The sequence below is a fragment of the Allokutzneria sp. NRRL B-24872 genome (genome assembly GCF_002155965.1).
GTDB lineage: Bacteria > Actinomycetota > Actinomycetes > Mycobacteriales > Pseudonocardiaceae > Allokutzneria.
Genome location: NZ_MUMH01000025.1, coordinates 60,091 through 77,552 on the forward strand (window position 1 = coordinate 60,091; position 17,462 = coordinate 77,552).

A 17,462-nucleotide genomic window follows, 5' to 3' on the forward strand; every position below is an offset into this window, starting at 1 on the left:
GGTTATCAGGAACCCGGGCCGCCCGTGTAAGCGCGCAGGTGCGTCGCGGTCAGCGTGCCACCAGCGGCGACCAGCTCGGCGGGCGTCCCGGTGAACACCACCTGACCCCCGTCCTGACCTGCGCCCGGACCCATGTCGATGATCCAGTCCGCGTGCGCCATCACCGCCTGGTGGTGCTCGATGACCACCACTGTGTTGCCGTCGTCGACGAGCTGGTCGAGCAGCCCGAGCAGCTGGTCCACGTCGGCCAGGTGCAGGCCGGTGGTCGGCTCGTCCAGGACGTAGGTCGCGGCCTTCTCCGCCATCCGGATCGCCAGCTTCAGCCGCTGCCGCTCACCGCCGGAGAGCGTGGTCAGCGGCTGGCCGAGCCCCAGGTAGCCCAGCCCGACGTCGGAGAGCCGGTCCAGGATCGCCCTCGGCGCCTTGGTGGTGAAGAAGTCCCTGGCCTCCGAGACGCGCATGGCCAGGACCTCGCTGATGTCCTTGCCGTGCAGCTTGTGCGTGAGCACGTCGGGGGTGAACCGCTTGCCCTCGCACTTCTCGCACACCGTGGCCACCCCGGCCATCATCGCCAGGTCGGTGTAGACCAGCCCGATGCCCTTGCAGTTCTGGCACGCCCCTTCGGAGTTCGCGCTGAACAGGGCGGCCTTCACCCCGTTGGCCTTGGCGAAGGCGGCGCGGATCGGGTCGAGCAGCCCGGTGTAGGTGGCGGGGTTGCTGCGCCGCGAGCCCCTGATCGCCGACTGGTCGACCACCACCACGTCGTCCCTGCCGGAGAGCGAGCCGTGGATGAGCGAGCTCTTCCCGGAGCCCGCGACGCCCGTGACCACGGTCAGCACACCGAGCGGGACGTCGACGCTGACGTCCTTGAGGTTGTGCAGCGAGGCTCCGGTGATCGACAGGTGACCGCTCGGCGTGCGCACGGGCTCGCGCAGCCGCGCGCGGTGGTCGAGGTGCCGCCCGGTGAGCGTGCCCGAGGCGCGCAGCCCCGCCACGTCGCCGGTGTAGCAGATCTGCCCGCCACCCGAGCCCGCGCCGGGGCCGAGGTCCACCACGTGGTCGGCGATCTCGACGACCTCGGGCTTGTGCTCCACCACGAGCACCGTGTTTCCCTTGTCCCGCAACAACAGCAGCAGGTTGTTCATCCGCTGGATGTCGTGCGGGTGCAGGCCGACGGTCGGTTCGTCGAAGACGTAGGTGACGTCGGAGAGGCTGGACCCCAGGTGCCGCACCATCTTCACGCGCTGGGCCTCGCCGCCGGAGAGCGTGCCGGACTCGCGGTCCAGGCTGAGGTAGCCGAGCCCGATCTCCACCAGGGAGTCCAGGGTGTGCCTGAGGTTCTCCGTCAGCGGCCCGATGCCGTCGAACTTGCTCACGACCTCGGCCAGATCGCTGATCTGCATCGACGCGCACTCGGCGATGTTCCGGCCGTCGATCCGCGAGGACAGGGCGGCGGGGTTGAGCCGGGTCCCGTCGCACGCGCCGCACGTGGTGAAGGTGACCGCGCGGTCGACGAAGGCCCGGATGTGCGGCTGCATCGCCTCGCGGTCCTTGGACAGCAGCAGCCGCTGCACCTTCACCACCAGGCCCTCGTAGGTGACGTTGGTGCTGCCGACCTTGACCTTGAGCGAGGTCTTGTGCAGGAAGTCCGCCCACTCGGCGGGGGAGTAGTCGCGCAGCTTCTTGTCCGGGTCGAGCAGGCCGGACTGGACGTAGGTCTGCACGTACCAGTTGTCCACGGTGAAGCCGGGCACGGTGATCGCGCCCTCGTTGAGCGACAGCTCGCGGTCGACGAGCTGGTCGACGTCGATCGCGGAGACCCGGCCGATGCCCTCGCACTCCGGGCACATGCCTTCGGGGTTGTTGAAGCTGAACGCGTGCGCGCTGCCGGCGTGCGGGGTGCCGAGGCGGCTGAAAGCGATGCGCAGCAACGTGTACGCGTCGGTGGCGGTGCCCACGGTCGAGCGCGAGTTGGCGCCCATCCGCTCCTGGTCGACCACGATCGCCGCGCTGAGGTTGTGCAGCGCGTCCACGTCCGGGCGGCCGTTGCTGGGCATGAAGGACTGGATGAACGCCGTGTAGGTCTCGTTGATCAGGCGCCGGGACTCGGCCGCGATCGTGCCGAAGACCAGTGAGGACTTGCCAGAGCCGGACACGCCGGTGAAGACGGTGAGGCGACGCTTGGGGATGTCGAGCGAGACATCGGCCAGGTTGTTCTCCCTGGCCCCGCGAACCTGGATGACGTCGTGGCTGTCGGCTGCCGTGCGCAGGACGGGCTCCTCTCGAGAGCTGATTCCTTAGGGTGTAAACTGAGGATACTTTACGATGTAAGGAGTGGCAAATGGTGGTCTACGCGGCCCAGGGTGACGCCCGTCGTTCGATGGGCCTGCTCTGGCGCGCTGGTTCCACCGACACCGCGCGTCCAGGCCCGCGACCAGCGCTTTCGATAGAGATGATCATCGAGGCCGCGATCGAGATCGCCGACGCCGACGGCATGCCCGGCCTGTCGATGCGCGCGGTCGGCGAGCGACTGGGCCGCACCGCCATGGCGCTCTACACCTACGTCGCGAACAAGAACGAGCTGCTCGACCTCATGTACGACCACGCGCTCGCGGAGCTGCCGAGCGACTACTCCGGCCACGCGGAGTGGCGCGACGCGCTGACGGCGTGGGCGCGCGACAACTGGGACTTCTTCCTCCGGCACCCGTGGCTGCTCCAGGTGTCGGAGGCGCGGTCGGTGCTCGGGCCGAACGAGTTCCAGACCGTGGAGACGCTGATCGTCGTCCTCGACCGGCTGGAACTGCCCGCGAAGGACGTGCGGCGCCTGGTCGGCACGCTGACCACCTACGTGCGCGGCGCGGTGCGGCGGGCGGTCGAGGCGCGTGCTGCGCAGGCCGAGACCGGGATGTCCGACGACGAGTGGTGGCTGACGCGCTCAGCGCTGCTGGTGGAGGTCGCGCCGGACTTCAGCGAGCGCTACCCGGCGCTGACCAGGCTGGAGTCGGGGCGGGCCTTCCAGATGGACGACGAGTCCGTGCCGTACCTGGAGCAGGAGGCGCGGGAGACGTTCCGGGCGGGCCTGGCGACCGTGCTCGACGGCATCGAGGTGGCGCTGCGCCGAGCCCGGATCGCCTGACCCGCCCGAACCGTTCGGACCCGTTCAGACCTGCTCAGACCCGGCCGAAGACCAGGTTGCCGCGGGCCTCGGCGTCATCGCCAGCCCAGAACTCGAACCACAGCGCGGAGAACTCCTCACGGGAGAGCCGTCCGTCGCCGTTGGCGTCGAGCTGGGTGAAGATCTCCGAGACGTCCTCGGTTGAGCCGGTCCAGCCCTCGATCATCTCGCCGTACTCCGCGACCGAGACCTCACCGTCGCCGTCGCGGTCCACGGCGTCGAACATCGCGTGCGCCGTGCCCACGACCGCCTCGCTCATCCCGGACAGCCGCTCGGCGACGGCCAGCACGTCCTGGAGCAGCACGGTCTCGCCGTCCGGGTCGGCCGCCGCGAGCAGCGTCGCCCACCAGCCCATCATCACGGCGGTGAGCAGCGCGTGCGCGTCGCTGCCCGGCTCGGCGCCGCGCAGCGCGGTCCAGCGGTCGGTGAGCGCGCGGAAGTCGGACTCGGTGAGCTCCCCGTCGGAGTCGGCGTCCATCGCGGAGAACACCCTGGCGATCTTGCGGCGTTGCAGCTCGCTGGCCATGCTGCGTCCCTTCGGCTTGGCGGGGTTCGAGCGTGCGGCGCAGCGCGGGAGCGGGCAATTGGCCGGACGGGTGGCACTCGCCGGTCACTCTCGGTGCCCGCCCGCGACCCGGGGTTGTGGTGCGGGCGAGGCCGCGGCGAGACCGAACTGGAACACCGACGATCACCTCGCGCCCGCTCCGTCTAGGCTGGCCGTCATGACGGCGCCGCTGGCCGTGGCGGGCATCGAACCCGCCGACGTGGCCTCCCAGGAACAGCTGACCGACGGCTTCTACAACACGCTCTACCTGCTGGAGATGGTCGACGGCGCGCGCCAGGTGCTGAAGGTCGAGCCGTCGCGGGGCGAGCCCCGGTTGAACTACGAGATCGCCCTGCTCGCGGCCGAGGAGATGTTCCTGCGCGTCGCGGAGTCCGGCGGTGTCCCGGTGCCGCACGTGGTCCGCGGCGGCGAGGGCTACCTGCTCATGGAGGAGGTGCCGGGGGTCAACTGGCACCGCCTCGGCGGCTCGCTCGACGCGGCCGAGCACGAGCGGCTGCGCGCCGAACTCGGCCGGATCGTCGCCGACCTGCACCGGCTGACCGGCAAGCGCTTCGGCTACGCGCAGCGCGGGCTGGCGACCACCTGGCGCGAGGCCTTCCTCGGCATGGTGGACGCGCTGATCGCCGACGCCGCGCGCTTCGGCGTGGAGCTGCCCGAGCTGCGCAAGCGCTTCGCGGGCGTCGCCGACGTGCTCGACGACGTGGCGACGCCGGTGCTGGTCCACTTCGACCTGTGGGCGGGCAACATCCTCATCGACGAGCCCCGGGGCACCCGGCACATCAGCGCGCTGGTCGACGGCGAGCGCTCGTTCTGGGGCGACCCGCTCGCCGACATGGCCTCGCTGGCGCTGTTCGGCGACATCGAACAGGACGAGGCCTTCCTGAGCGGCTACCGCCAGGCCGGGGGAGTGCTGCTCTTCGACGACTCCGCGCGCAAGCGCATCGCGCTCTACCAGGCCTACCTCTACGCGATCATGCTCGTGGAGGCCGCGCCGAGGAAGCGCCCCGCCGCCCCGCAGACCGCCGAAGCGCTGGAGCGGGCGCTGGCCGTCCTCGGCTGAGCGGTGTGACGAGATGACCTGCCGGGGCTGGGCGGACCCCGCGATACCCGCCCAGCCCCAACGGGTTCAGGGCTTGCCGCCGGGCTTGGGGCCCTGGTAGTCCTCCATCGAGGACTTGTCGATGCCGACCTCGTAGCGGATGCCGGGGCTGACCTCGTTGCCGCTCACCGTCGCGTGCGTGGACTTGATCGCCAGGCCGATGGCCTTGGTCGGCGAAGCCGCGAACTCGTTGTTCTCGATGGTGGCGTGCCGCACGTCCTCGAACATCAACGCCTGCGAGGCCTTGAGCGTCTCGCAGAAGTTGCCGCGGATGGTGAAGTGCGAGCTGTGGCCCTTGCCGCTGCCCTCGCCCTCGTTGGGGCCCTCCGCCATGAGGCACATGTTGTCGATCTTCTGACAGCGGTTGCCCTCGATGAGCACGTTGTTGCTGCCGGGGGTGTTCGTGGCGTAGGTCTGCATGCAGTCGGCGTGACCGTACTTGTTGCTCGTCCCGCTGATCGTGTTGCGCAGGATCTTGATGTTGTCGCCGAAGAACCGGATGCCGTCCCCGTCCCCGCCGACCGGGTTGGTGATCACGTTGTCCGCCAACGTGATGTTGTTGCCCTGCGCGCGGATTCCCGGCGCTGACGGCCTGGTCATCCTGAAGTTGAGGATGACGACGTTGCCGGTCTTCACGTCGATGCCGTCGACGGTCCTGCCGGTGCCGTCGTAGACGCGGGGGTTCTCCGGCGTGCCGCCCTGGTTGATCACCAGGCGGGAGGCCGCCGTCGCCGGAACGGCTCCGGCGAGTGCGACGAGGGCGGCGGTGACGCCGACGATGGACTTGCCTCGCATGCGGTGTTCTCCTCAAACAGCGGTGGTGATGCCGGAGAAGCTAGAGAGGAGCCCCGGGAGGGCTCCCGAGATGCAGTACGGTGCCTCGCACACGGCGCGTGATGGGGGAGACACGGGGTGCGCTCGGGGACGCTGATCGCCGGTCGGTACCGGCTCGAGGAGCCGATCGGCGCTGGTGGCATGGGCATGGTCTGGCTCGCCACCGACGAGCTGGACGACCGCCACGTCGCGCTGAAGCAGGCCACCGGCGACGACCGCTCCCGCGCCCTGCTGCGGCGTGAGGCGACGGTGGTCGCGCGGCTGCGCCACCCCAACATCGTGGAGTTCTTCGGCGAGGTCCAGGACGGCGACGAGTGGTGGCTCGTCATGGAGTACGTGCCGTCGAGCAGCCTCGCCGCCCGCGTCCACGCCGACGGCGCCATGCCCCCGCAGCGGGTCGCGCGGATCGGCGCGCAGCTCGCGGACGCGCTGGCCGCCGTGCACGCCGACAAGGTGCTGCACCGCGACGTCAAGCCGAGCAACGTGCTGGTCGACGCCACCGACGCGGCCAAGCTGACCGACTTCGGCATCGCCAGGGTGCTCGGCACGGAGGCCACCCGCACGCACACCGGACTGGTCGGCGGCACGCCCGCCTTCCTCTCGCCGGAGGTCGCCAACGGCGAGGAGCCCACGACCGCCTCCGACGTCTTCTCGCTGGGCGCGACGTTGTTCGCCGCCGTGGAGGGGACCGCGCCCTTCGGCGAGACGGAGAACCCGCTCGCGCTGCTGCGCCGGGTGGCGAACGCGCCGATCCCCGTCGCCACGAAGGCCGGACCGCTCGCGCCCGTGCTCACCGAGCTGATGCGGCGCGCGCCGCAGGACCGGCCCAGTGCCGCGACCGCTCGCCGACTGCTGCTGGAGGTCGCCGAAGGCGGTGATTCCCGGCCGAGGGCGTTCAAGCGCGGGGCGGCGGTCACGGGCGCGGTGCTCGCGCTGGTGGCAGCGACGATCATCTGGTGGCCGGAGAAGCCGGCGCTGGGCGTGGGTGATCCGCGCACCGCCGACCCGTGCGCGCTGTTCGACCTCGACGCGATCGGCGCCTTCGGCACGACCGAGCTGGACGCGGCCTACTCCGGGCTGGCGCGCTGCGACGTGATCGTCCAAGGGGCTGGCGACAGCGTGGTGGACCTCCAGGCGGAGTTCAGGACGTACTCGTCGGCACCGGAGGGACCGACGGAGAAGCTGGGGCCGGTCAGCGTGATCCGGGGCAGCAGCAGGAGCGATCTCTGCCAGCGGATCGTGCTGCTGCCGGACGGGAACGGCGTGCGGGTGACCGCCGATCACGCCGCGGGCGCGCAGGTGCCGAGGCTGTGCGAGCTGGCGGACTCGGTCACCCTGCGCGTGGCGGCCATGGCCGCCGAGGCTCAGCTGCCCCGCAGGAACGCCCAGTTCCCAGCCGAATCGCTGGCCCGGCGCGACGCCTGCGAGCTGGTCCCGGCCGAGGCGCTGGCCAGCGTGCCCGGCGTGGCCAAGTCCTCCGGCAGGCCCGGCTTCGGCAACTGGTCGTGCAACTGGCCGAATCCCGGGACCGGGCAGGGCGTCGACCTGTACTTCGATCGCGGCAACGCCTCGTTCAACGAGCGGCGCGACGGGCGGCGCGGCTCGGTCGGCGGCCGCGAGACCTACACCAAGCCCACGGGTGCGGGCGACGAAGCGGTGTGCTCCGTCTCGATCGTCCACCGCACCTACCCCGACGCCGGCGGCGGGACCAAGTCCGAGCTGGTGGTGGTGAAGCTCGGCGGCCAGAGCGCGACCGCCGAGGGCCACTGCGCCGTGGCGACCGCGCTGATCACGGCGCTGGCGCCCCGCCTGTAGCGAGATGACCATGGAGGGATCTGTGCACGACGAGCAGGAGAAGGACGCTGACCTGCGCAAGCTGTCGTCCGGCCACGACAGCCTCGCCTTCGGCGTGAACTCCGCGGCGCCCCGGGACACCCTCTACGCGCTGGCGACGCTGGGCGGGGTGTCCGTCCGGCCGAGCTCCGGCCGCACGATCCTCTTCGGCCGCAACCGCGACGACGTGCACGTGTGCGTCGGCGGGGACGACACCAAGGTCAGCCGCGTGCACGGCGAGCTGGTGTACCGGGAGCGGCGGTGGGAGGTCGCGACCACCGGCAAGCTGCCGCTGCGGCTGCCCGGCTCGCGGATGCTGTTCCACGGCGAGGAGCCGATCCCGCTCGGTGAGGGCTACACGCCGCTGTTCGTGCGCGGTTCCAGCGGCCGCGAGCACCTGCTGGAGGTCTACGTGGTCGGCCCGGACGGGCAGCGCCCGGTCTCCCGCCACCGCGATGTCACCCAGCCGCCGAAGACCTGGCGGCTCAGCCCGGCGGAGCGGCTGGCGCTGGTCGTGCTCGGTCAGCGCTACCTGCTGCACGAGGCGCGCCCGCAGCCGCTGGCCTGGCGCCAGGCCGCCGACCAGCTCGCCGAGCTGGCGCCGAACGACGGCTGGACCGCCAAGCGCGTCGAGCACCTGGTCGTCGCCGTGCGCACCCGCCTGTCCAGGGGCGGCGTCCCCGGCCTCACCCGCGAGGAGGTCGGCGAGCCGGTCGGCAACTCGCTCAACGACAACCTGCTGCGCGAGCTGATGCTCTCCACCACCCTCGTGCCCCCGGACCTCGCGCTGCTGGAGGACTTCTAGCCGAAGTCCACCGGCAGCTCGGCTCCTGTTTCGTTGACGCCCTGGATGTCGACCAGCACCGGAGCGCCCTTCGGCAGTTGTGTTCCCGCCAGCTCCAGCTCGGCGGTTGTGAAGCGCCACAACGAGAACGGCGCGGGCGGGTGTTGTCGCAGGCTGTCGCGCACCGGGTCCTCGCCCGCGCCGCCGAGCTGGACGAGCCTGCCGATGCCCTCGCTCTGCCTCGCCCTGCCTCGCTCTGCCTCGCCGGATCGAGCACCGCCTTGCACGCGTCGGCGGCGTCGTCCAAGTGCTCCAACGGAATGTCGAGCAGGTCCATCACCGCGGTCAGCGGGTAGCGGACCGTGAAGTCCGCCATCAGATCCACCACGCCCGTGAACCCGCCGCGCAGTTCGCGGGCGAGTTCGTGCAGGTGGTCCTCGCGTTCGCGGACGCGCCGCGCGTTGATCACCGGAGCGTGCGCGCGCCGCAGCGCTGCGTGCTCCGGGCCGTCGAGCGTGGTCAGCGCCGGGTGCTTGGCGATGTCGACGATCGGTCCGGCCGCGCGCGGGGCTGAGCGCGCGGGATCGGGTTCGGTGATGCCTCTCGTGGTGCGGGCGAACGGGTCCGGCCCGGCCACGGAGCAGACTGAGGCGATCCTCCACGGGCTCAGGACCTTCGGCGCGTTCTACACCGAGTTCACCGGCCGGTTCGCCGTGTCGCTCGGACTGCACTCGACCGTGCGGACGCGCGAGGAGGCCGATCGGCGCAAGGTGACTCTGCGGAGTTCCGCGGCTATTGGGGGGCCTGCCCGGGAGTTCTTCGGGCGGTTCGCTGATGGTTTCTCCGCAGGGGAGTTGCTGCTGGACGACTAGCGACTGCCCAATCCTGACGTCGATGCCGAGAATCACGGGCTCCTCCTGCACATATGTGACGGTGTGGTTCAAGGCATTGCCGCGGCCGAGGCGTTGGTGCGTGAATTTCCCGACACCGCAACGCATTCGCTCGGAGGCAGGCAGATGAGCACAACGGGCCAGATCCACGCCAACGGCATCGACTTCGACTACCTGGAGGACGGGCCGTCCGACGGGCCACTGGCGCTGTGCCTGCACGGATTCCCCGACCACGCGCCGACCTTCGACCGGTTGCTGCCCGCGCTGGCCAACGCCGGGTACCACGCCGTCGCGCCGTGGATGCGCGGCTACCACCCGACCGGCCTCGCCGCGGACGGTCGCTACCAGTCAGCCACGATCGCGCTCGACGCCGTCGCCCTCGTCGAAGCGCTCGGCCGCCCCGGCGCCGACTCCGTCGTGATCGGCCACGACTGGGGTGCCGTCGCCGCTTCTGGAGCCGCAGTGCTTGCGCCGCAACGACTCCGGGGCATTGTGAGCATGGCGCTGCCGCATCCGGCCGTCGCGCTGGGCAAGCTCGGCGGCGGGGACTTCAAGCAGATGAAGCGCGCGTGGTACATGTGGCTCTTCCAGATGGACGACGCGCCGGAAGCCCTGCTCAGCGCGCCCGGTGGCGACCTCGTGGACTTCCTGTGGAAGCAGTGGTCGCCCGGTTTCCGCCCGCCCGCCGAGGACATGGCGCCGATCAAGGACCTGTTCACCCGGCCCGAGGTCGTGCGCGCGACGCTGGCCTACTACCGGCACACCCTCAACCCCAAGCTCCAGGCGCCCGACCTCGCCGAGGTCCAGCAACAGGTGATGGGCGGCACGAACCCGTTGCGCGCGTTGTACATCGGCGGCGCCGACGACGGCTGCTTCTCCTCCGACTACCTCGCCGAGAGCGCCGCGTTCTGCACCGTCGCGCCGCGGATCAAGGTCGTCGACGACTGCGGGCACTTCCTGCACCGCGAGCGCCCCAACGCCGTCAACCGGGCGATCCTGAACTTCCTCGACGATCTGCGCTAGGCAGTGTTCACGACGGCTTGATGTTCATGACGGCACGGGCCAGCTGCCGGTCGCACACCAATGTGGTGACCATGCGACCGCGCAGCGCCCCCGCGACCGCTTCGGCCTTGTGCGCCCCGGCCGCGATGATCACCGTGTTCGCGATCGAGCCCGTGCGCGCTCCGATGATCCTTTCGTCCACCGGTAACTCCACGAGCTGCCCTGCCCTGTCGTAGAAGTGGCCGCCCATCACTCCTCGGGCTCGCTCTCTTCGGCTCATTTCCGTGCAGTCCAGCAACATCCGGTTCGAGCCCCGGTCGACGGCTCCCACCCCGATGATCGCCACATCCGCGCAGACCTCTTGTGCCTCCTCCGCCGAGCCCACGATTGCCGGGACGTTCGCGTACGAGTACGCCCCGCCGAGCTTCGCCGCGAGTTCGCGCACCACGTCGTGGTTGCTGCGCGTCAGCGCTACGTCGATGTCCCCGCCCAGCTGGCTCACGTCCACCCCGCACCCGCGCCGCGCGCACACCTTCTCCACCGCCGCGCGCACCGAGGTCCCCCAGGCGATCGACACCCGCTGCCCGTCGTCCAGGTGCTCCAGCAACCACTCCGCCGCCGCTTCGCTGACCACGTCCAGCGCGTCGATCTTCGCGTGCGGCGGCGGTTCTGCTACCACCACTGCGGCCTTGAGGCTCTTGTGCGCCCGCAGCAACCTCCGCTCCCACAACGCATCCCGCTCCGCCGGGTAGCTCAACTGGAACCTGATCACGCCCTGCTCGCGCGCGTCCCTGAGCATCCGCGAGACGTTGGACCGGCTCACGTGCAGCCTGTCCGCGATCTCGCTCTGCCGCGCTCCTTCCACGTAGTACAACCGCGCCGCTTCAAACAGATCCGCCCCGCTGCGCCGAGCCGTCATGCTGCGATTGACCCACCGCCGGTTGTGCCCTCACAAGGCATGCCCGCCGCTTCGTTTTGATCTTGTTGTCTTGTTTGGCGGCAAGGCAAATTCCGCTCGCGTCAGCGACCCCCGCTGGCGCGGGGAAGACCGGGAGGACGTCGTTGATCACTAAGGTCATGTGGCCGATGGAGCGTTAGCCCGTTGTCTGTCGGTCAGATCAGCCGTGCAGGTTGCCAGTTCACGCACAGGGGGAGCTTGCCTGTGGAGGCGAATTCGGTGACTGCTTTGCGGACGAGCTCGAGTGGGATGGTGGCGCTGCGGTCGAACTCGGTGCCGTGGCCTGGGTCGAAGTATGAGGGTGGTGCCTCGGCGGGCACATCGGGGTTGAAGGTCTCCCAGGCGGCTTCCTCGTCGGCGAAGTTGATGGCTCCCCAGCCGTCCTTCGGCGACGTGTAGACGCGCATCTGGTGGCGAGGGAACTCGTTCCCCTCAACGTCGTGCGCGCGCATGCTCCGGCAAGGGCGGTCCCAGAGGTAGAGCAGGCTCGTCCACTGCGGGTGTTCGACGTCGATTACCCGCGCGACGACTTCGGCCTTCTCGTCCTCGGTGCGCGCGTAGACGAAGCGGTTGTCGATGATCGCGGTGAGGATCAGTTCGGTGCTGCTGGTCATGGCTGGGCCTTCTCGGAAAGCTACAGAATGCAAGCGAGAACTCCGATGCGGCCGAAGAAGCTCGCCAACGCGTGGATTGCTTGCGTGGACGCACCGGCTCACGTCCATGGCAGTGGGCTCCCACGCCTTGAAACGCGTACGTCTGCGGGGTCTGGGCCGTACGTCTTGCTGACGCAAGAGCTGCTTGCAAGGTGCCATCTGGCTCAAGGCCACCCTCGACTCCAACGACCTCGTCAACATCGACAGTCCACCCCCGCTCGCGCGTGGAAGACGGCAAGGGACTGGGGTTCTGCACGCCGCGTCACGGACCATCTCCGCTCGCGCGGAGAAGTCCCCTCGTTGCGTAGTCGCCGGTACTCGTCGGGGGGACCATCCCCGCTCGCGCGGGGAAGACACTTTTTGACCTGGGGCTTTCCAGCGTGGATCGGTGATTCAGCATGGGTTTGTGTTGGTGCTGGCCGGGCTCGGGCTGTGTGCACCAGCGTAGCGGCGGCGGTGGTGAACCGGGCGGCTTGGTGGGACGTATGCCCTTGCATGGCGATGAGGCGGTTGGGGGCGCAGCGAGGACTGAGTGTCGGGAACCGCCGGGCGCTGGCGTGAGCGGGTGCCTGCGTAGGGTTGTCCATAGTGGACGGACACCTCGCCGAAAGGTCGACCAACCCGTCCACGGGTGGGTGGCTGAACTTGACTCATTCCAGAAAAGGCGTGAGACTGCGGCGGTGACCGCGACGGCCCCGGACTACGAGCGCATGCTGCGCGGGGTGGACCTGCGCGTGACGCGGCCCAGGCTGGCGGTGCTCGCGGCGGTGCACGAGCACCCGCACGCGGACACGGACACGATCATCGGCGCGGTGCGCGAAGACCTGGGCGCGGTGTCGCACCAGGCGGTGTACGACGTGCTGCGGGCGCTGACGACGGCGCGGCTGCTGCGCAGGATCGAGCCGCCGGGCTCGGTGGCGCGCTACGAAGCGAGGGTGGGCGACAACCACCACCACGTGGTCTGCCGGGCCTGCGGAGTGATCGCGGACGTGGACTGCGCGGTGGGCGCGGCGCCGTGCCTGGACGCCTCGAACGACCACGGGTTCGTCATCGACGAGGCCGAGGTCATCTACTGGGGCCTGTGCCCCGACTGCTCCACAACGAGCACTACCAGCACGACTACCACCACAACCAGTTCTCGGAAGGATTCGCGTGGCTGACAGCCCAGACGCCGTTGTTGGCGAGATGAACGTGGAAGGCGCGGGCGGATGCCCGGTCTCGGCGGGTCGCTTCAGTCACCCGACCGAGGGGGGCGGCAACCGCGACTGGTGGCCGAACCAGCTCAACCTCAAGATCCTCCGCAAGCACCCCGCCGTCGCCAACCCGATGGGCGAGGACTTCGACTACGCCGAAGCCTTCCTCGGGGTCGACCTGGACGCGCTCGCTGCGGACGTGGACGCGGTGCTGACGACGTCGAAGGAGTGGTGGCCGGCGGACTTCGGCCACTACGGGCCGTTCATGATCCGGATGGCGTGGCACAGCGCGGGCACCTACCGGGTGCAGGACGGGCGCGGCGGCGCGGGCGCGGGCATGCAGCGCTTCGCCCCGCTGAACAGCTGGCCGGACAACGGGAACCTGGACAAGGCCCGCCGCCTGCTGTGGCCGGTCAAGAAGAAGTACGGTCGCTCGGTGTCCTGGGCGGACCTGATGATCTTCACGGGCAACCGCGCGCTGGAGACGATGGGCCTCAAGACCTTCGGCTTCGCCGGTGGCCGCGCGGACGTGTGGGAGCCGGACGAGGACGTCTACTGGGGCCCGGAGCGCACCTGGCTGGGCGATGAGCGCTACACCGGCCAGCGCGACCTGGAGAACCCGCTGGCCGCGGTGCAGATGGGCCTCATCTACGTCAACCCGGAGGGCCCCAACGGCAACCCGGACCCGCTGGCCTCGGCGCGCGACATCCGCGACACCTTCGGCCGGATGGCGATGAACGACGAGGAGACCGTCGCGCTGATCGCGGGCGGGCACACCTTCGGCAAGGCCCACGGTGCCGCCGACCCCGACAAGCACGTCGGCGCGGAGCCCGAGGGCGCGCCGCTGGAGGAGCAGGGCCTTGGCTGGCGCAACAGCTTCGGCTCCGGCAAGGGCCGCGACACCATCACCAGCGGCCTGGAGACCACCTGGACCTCCACGCCGACCCAGTGGGGCAACGGGTTCTTCGACAACCTCTTCGGCTACGAGTGGGAGCTGACCAAGAGCCCCGCCGGTGCCCACCAGTGGCAGCCGAAGGACGGCGGCGGCGCCAACACCGTGCCGGACCCGGAGACCGGTGAGCTCAACCGCCCGCCGACCATGCTCACCACGGACCTGGCGCTGCGCTTCGACCCGATCTACGAGCCGATCTCGCGGCGCTTCCACCAGAACCCGGCTGAGTTCGCGGACGCCTTCGCCCGCGCCTGGTACAAGCTGACCCACCGCGACATGGGCCCGATCCAGCGCTACCTCGGCCCGCTGGTGCCGCAGGAGAAGCTGCTGTGGCAGGACATCATCCCCGAGGTCACCCACGAGCTGGTCGACGACGCTGACGTGACCGCGCTCAAGGCCAAGGTGCTGGACTCCGAGCTCTCCACCGCCGAGCTGGTCTCGGTGGCGTGGGCCTCGGCGTCGACCTTCCGCGCCAGTGACAAGCGCGGTGGCGCCAACGGTGCCCGCATCCGCCTGGAGCCGCAGCGCTCCTGGGAGGTCAACGAGCCCGACTCGCTGGCGCGCGTCCTCCGTGTCCTGGAAGGCATTCAGGTCGAGTTCAACGCCTCCTCGGGCAAGCAGATCTCGCTGGCCGACCTGATCGTGCTGGCCGGTTCCGCCGCCGTCGAGCAGGCCGCCAAGCGCGGTGGCGTCGACGTCACGGTGCCGTTCACCCCGGGCCGCGCGGACGCCACCCAGGAGCAGACGGACATCGAGTCCTTCGCCGCGCTGGAGCCGACCGCTGACGGTTTCCGCAACTACAAGGGCAAGGGACACCGCCTGCCGGCGGAGTTCCTGCTGGTGGACCGCGCGAACCTGCTGTCGCTCAGCGCGCCGGAGCTGACCGTGCTCATCGGCGGTCTGCGCGTGCTCGGCGCCAACTTCCAGCAGTCCGAGCTGGGCGTGTTCACCGCGAACAAGGAGTCGCTGACCAACGACTTCTTCGTGAACCTGCTCGACCTGGAGACCGAGTGGAAGCCGGTCGACGGCAGCGGCTCGGAGGCGGAGACCTTCGAGGGCCGCGACCGCTCCACCGGCGAGGTGAAGTGGACCGGCAGCCGCGTCGACCTGGTGTTCGGCTCGAACTCCGAGCTGCGCGCCCTGGCCGAGGTCTACGCCAGCGACGACGCGAAGGAGAAGTTCGTCCGCGACTTCGCCGCCGCGTGGACGAAGGTCATGGATCTGGACCGCTACGACGTCTCCTGATCTGACACGCACATGAGAACGGCCCCCGGGTTCACGCCCGGGGGCCGTTGTCACGCAAGGGGTTCCAGTCGCGAGGTGAAGTGCCGCAGCATCGCGGGCTGCTCGACGATCCGCATGCCTGGGATGGACGCGGCGCGCGCGACGACGGCCGCCGCGGTCTCGGCGACGTACTCCAAGTGGTTGCGGGTGTAGACGCGGCGCGGCAGGGCGAAGCGCAGCAACTCGCGTGGCGCGGGCACGTCCGGTCCACCGGCCGGGTCGACGCGGCCGAAGCACAGCGTGCCCAGGTCGCTCGTGCGCACCCCGCCCTCGGCGTAGAGCGCGCACGCGAGCGCGTTCGCGGGCAGCTCCTGCAAAGTCAAGTGCGGCAACAGCTCCGCCGCGTCCACGTACACCGCGTGGCAGCCGGTCGGGCGCAGCACGGGCAGCCCGGCCTTGGCCAGCTCGTCGGCGAACCACCGCGCGGACTCCGCCCGGTACCGCAGGTAGTCCACGTCGGTGACCTCCAGCAGCCCCTGCGCGAGCGCGTCGAGATCGCGCCCGGCGAGGCCGCCGTAGGTGCTGTAGCCCTCGGAGATGATCAGCTGGTCCCGGCAGCGCGCCGCGAGTTCCTTGTCGTGCAAGGCGATCATCCCGCCGATGTTGGCGATGCCGTCCTTCTTCAAGCTCGCGCAGCACCCGTCGGCCAGCTCGAACATCTCCCGAGCCACCTCGCGCGGACTCACCCCGTGATAGGCCGGATCGCGCTCGACGATCAGGTACGCGTTCTCCGCGAACCGCGCGGCGTCCAGCAGGAGCGGGACACCGTGGGCGTCGCAGACCTCCCGCACGGCACGCGCGTTGGCGATCGACACCGGCTGCCCGCCACCGGCGTTGTTGGTCACCGTCAGCACGACGCACCCGACCGCGGCGCCGCCCGCCAACAACTCGCTCAGCGCGGCCACGTCGAGGTCCCCGCCGAACTCCGAGGTCAGATCGGGCAGATCGACCACGCGTGCGCCCAGCGCTTCGACGTTGGCGCGCGTGGTGTCGAAGTGGGTGTTGCTGACGCTGATCAGGTCCGGGCCGAGCAGGCAGGAGAACAGGATGCGCTCGGCGGCCCGCCCCTGGTGCACCGGGATCACCTCGGGGTAGCCGGTCAGCTCGGTGACGACCCGTTCGAAGCGGCGGAAGGACCGCGCGCCCGCGTAGGACTCGTCGCCGCCCAGCAGCGCCGACCACTGCGCCGCCGACATCGCCCCGGTCCCGGAGTCGGTCAGCAGGTCCACCGTGACCTGGTCGGCGTCGATCCGGAACAGGTTGTGGCCCGACGCGCGCAGCGCCTGCTCCCGCTCAGCCCGGCTGAGGAACGGGATCGGTTCGACCGATTTGATCCGGAACGGCTCGATGAAACTAGGCATGTGCGCAGCATTTGCCGCATCGCAGGCGCAGGGCAAGCTCGCTTCGGAGGCAGGCGAAAGGCTTGAAAGTCGTTGTCGCACATGAGAAGCGCTTCCAGTTACTTGAAGCGCTTTCAAGTGAGCGTGCTCAGTCGAACCAGCGGGCTCCGACGAACGCCTCAGCCCCCTCCGGCAACCGGACGTCGGCGCCCTCTGCCAGGCGTCGGCACAGCTCCGTCATGGCGGCGAGGTTCACGCTGCCCCCGGCGCTGCTGCCGTCCGGGTGCCACTGCGCGTGCCAGTCCGGTCCGCGCAGCGCCGCGAACGGGCCGCCGACGATCATCGCGATCTTGTCGTCCACCGCGGTGAGGAGGTCCTCGGAGCCCCAGTCGCACGCGTCGCAGCCGCAGTCCGGCAGCACCGCGACCTCCAGCTCCGGCCGGGCGAACGCGACGCGCAGCACCGCGTGCTCGGTGTCCTGTTCCAGTAGCAGCAACGGCAACGTGCCCGCGCGCGCTGACGCGATCTTGGTGCCGCGGTCGAAGTTCTCGCCCGGCGCGATCGGCTCGACGCGCACCCCCGGCTGCTGTCCGAGGTGCTCCGCCCAGGCGCGGGCGCGCGCGTGGACGATGGCGTAGCGGGCAGGCTCGGTGACCCGCGAGTACTCCTCGTCGAGCGGTTGCGCGCCGTCGGGATGCGGGTTCGCCCACGACGGCATGTCCAGCTCGTCGAAGCTTTTCGCCACCAGCGTCCGCAACTCGGTCGAAGTCACCATGTCTCCACGATAACTGCATGACCGAACTCCGTGTTTTTGTTGATGGATAAGCAGATTCGATCGTGGGGAAGGCGTGGCTGCCGCGCGAGCTAGTCTTTGTGAACAAATCTCGCGATGGGTGGGGA

Annotated in this window: 16 protein-coding genes; 8 read left to right on the plus strand and 8 right to left on the minus strand. The window is 70.0% G+C overall.

Annotated elements, in window-relative coordinates; all coding sequences use genetic code 11:
• Positions 1–5 precede the first annotated feature (5 nt).
• Entirely contained in the window at positions 6–2,270 is a 2,265-nt protein-coding gene (locus tag CCN37_RS07790; protein ID WP_086819993.1) for an excinuclease ABC subunit UvrA, read from the minus strand.
• Positions 2,271–2,341: 71 nt separating this feature from the next.
• Between CCN37_RS07790 and CCN37_RS07795 the strand changes: the two genes are divergently transcribed.
• Entirely contained in the window at positions 2,342–3,136 is a 795-nt protein-coding gene (locus tag CCN37_RS07795; protein WP_086819994.1) for a TetR/AcrR family transcriptional regulator, read from the plus strand.
• Between the two features lie 34 nt (positions 3,137–3,170).
• On the opposite strand, the gene CCN37_RS07800 is transcribed toward CCN37_RS07795, so the two are convergent.
• Complete coding sequence (locus CCN37_RS07800; protein WP_086819995.1) at positions 3,171–3,701, minus strand: EF-hand domain-containing protein; 531 nt, start codon at positions 3,699–3,701, stop codon at positions 3,171–3,173.
• Positions 3,702–3,897: 196 nt separating this feature from the next.
• Between CCN37_RS07800 and CCN37_RS07805 the strand changes: the two genes are divergently transcribed.
• The gene (locus tag CCN37_RS07805; protein ID WP_086819996.1) at positions 3,898–4,800 is read left to right on the plus strand and encodes a phosphotransferase family protein; all 903 of its coding nucleotides are present in this window, start codon (positions 3,898–3,900) and stop codon (positions 4,798–4,800) included.
• A 66-nt stretch (positions 4,801–4,866) separates the two neighbouring features.
• On the opposite strand, the gene CCN37_RS07810 is transcribed toward CCN37_RS07805, so the two are convergent.
• Positions 4,867–5,634 (minus strand): right-handed parallel beta-helix repeat-containing protein, encoded by a 768-nt coding sequence (locus CCN37_RS07810; RefSeq protein WP_086819997.1) that lies wholly within the window; start codon positions 5,632–5,634, stop codon positions 4,867–4,869.
• Between the two features lie 117 nt (positions 5,635–5,751).
• Here CCN37_RS07810 and CCN37_RS07815 point away from each other — a divergent pair, with 117 nt between their 5' ends.
• Together CCN37_RS07815 and CCN37_RS07820 are read left to right on the plus strand one after the other, a co-directional pair.
• Positions 5,752–7,488, plus strand: coding sequence for a serine/threonine-protein kinase (locus CCN37_RS07815; RefSeq protein ID WP_086819998.1), 1,737 nt, complete (start codon positions 5,752–5,754; stop codon positions 7,486–7,488).
• 10 nt (positions 7,489–7,498) lie between these two features.
• Positions 7,499–8,311, plus strand: a complete 813-nt coding sequence (locus CCN37_RS07820) for an FHA domain-containing protein (protein ID WP_246842878.1) — start codon at positions 7,499–7,501, stop codon at positions 8,309–8,311.
• Here CCN37_RS07820 and CCN37_RS07825 read toward each other — a convergent pair.
• Positions 8,308–8,577: a hypothetical protein gene (locus CCN37_RS07825; RefSeq protein ID WP_086819999.1), complete on the minus strand. Its 270-nt coding sequence runs from the start codon at positions 8,575–8,577 to the stop codon at positions 8,308–8,310. The two genes, CCN37_RS07820 and CCN37_RS07825, sit on opposite strands and share 4 nt — an antisense overlap.
• 252 nt (positions 8,578–8,829) lie before the next feature.
• Here CCN37_RS07825 and CCN37_RS07835 point away from each other — a divergent pair, with 252 nt between their 5' ends.
• Both CCN37_RS07835 and CCN37_RS07840 read left to right on the plus strand, forming a co-directional pair.
• Positions 8,830–9,162 (plus strand): hypothetical protein, encoded by a 333-nt coding sequence (locus CCN37_RS07835; protein ID WP_246842879.1) that lies wholly within the window; start codon positions 8,830–8,832, stop codon positions 9,160–9,162.
• 144 nt (positions 9,163–9,306) lie between these two features.
• A complete protein-coding gene (locus CCN37_RS07840; RefSeq protein ID WP_086820001.1) occupies positions 9,307–10,203 on the plus strand; it encodes an alpha/beta fold hydrolase in 897 nt (298 codons plus the stop codon).
• A gap of 7 nt (positions 10,204–10,210) precedes the next feature.
• Here CCN37_RS07840 and CCN37_RS07845 read toward each other — a convergent pair whose 3' ends face one another.
• Together CCN37_RS07845 and CCN37_RS07850 are read right to left on the minus strand one after the other, a co-directional pair.
• Entirely contained in the window at positions 10,211–11,101 is an 891-nt protein-coding gene (locus CCN37_RS07845; protein ID WP_086820002.1) for a sugar-binding transcriptional regulator, read from the minus strand.
• Between the two features lie 194 nt (positions 11,102–11,295).
• Positions 11,296–11,754 carry an Imm1 family immunity protein gene (locus tag CCN37_RS07850; RefSeq protein ID WP_168200563.1) on the minus strand — a complete coding sequence of 153 codons (459 nt, stop codon included), beginning with the start codon at positions 11,752–11,754 and terminating at the stop codon, positions 11,296–11,298.
• Positions 11,755–12,503: 749 nt separating this feature from the next.
• Here CCN37_RS07850 and CCN37_RS07855 point away from each other — a divergent pair.
• Together CCN37_RS07855 and katG are read left to right on the plus strand one after the other, a co-directional pair.
• Complete coding sequence (locus CCN37_RS07855; RefSeq protein ID WP_086820021.1) at positions 12,504–12,953, plus strand: Fur family transcriptional regulator; 450 nt, start codon at positions 12,504–12,506, stop codon at positions 12,951–12,953.
• Positions 12,946–15,183 carry a catalase/peroxidase HPI gene (katG, locus tag CCN37_RS07860; protein ID WP_086820004.1) on the plus strand — a complete coding sequence of 746 codons (2,238 nt, stop codon included), beginning with the start codon at positions 12,946–12,948 and terminating at the stop codon, positions 15,181–15,183. Before CCN37_RS07855 ends, katG begins: the two co-directional genes overlap by 8 nt.
• A gap of 50 nt (positions 15,184–15,233) precedes the next feature.
• Here katG and CCN37_RS07865 read toward each other — a convergent pair whose 3' ends face one another.
• Together CCN37_RS07865 and CCN37_RS07870 are read right to left on the minus strand one after the other, a co-directional pair.
• Positions 15,234–16,583 (minus strand): tryptophanase, encoded by a 1,350-nt coding sequence (locus CCN37_RS07865; protein ID WP_086820005.1) that lies wholly within the window; start codon positions 16,581–16,583, stop codon positions 15,234–15,236.
• A 127-nt stretch (positions 16,584–16,710) separates the two neighbouring features.
• Positions 16,711–17,337, minus strand: a complete 627-nt coding sequence (locus CCN37_RS07870; RefSeq protein ID WP_086820006.1) for a DUF6226 family protein — start codon at positions 17,335–17,337, stop codon at positions 16,711–16,713.
• Between the last annotated feature and the right edge of the window lie 125 nt (positions 17,338–17,462).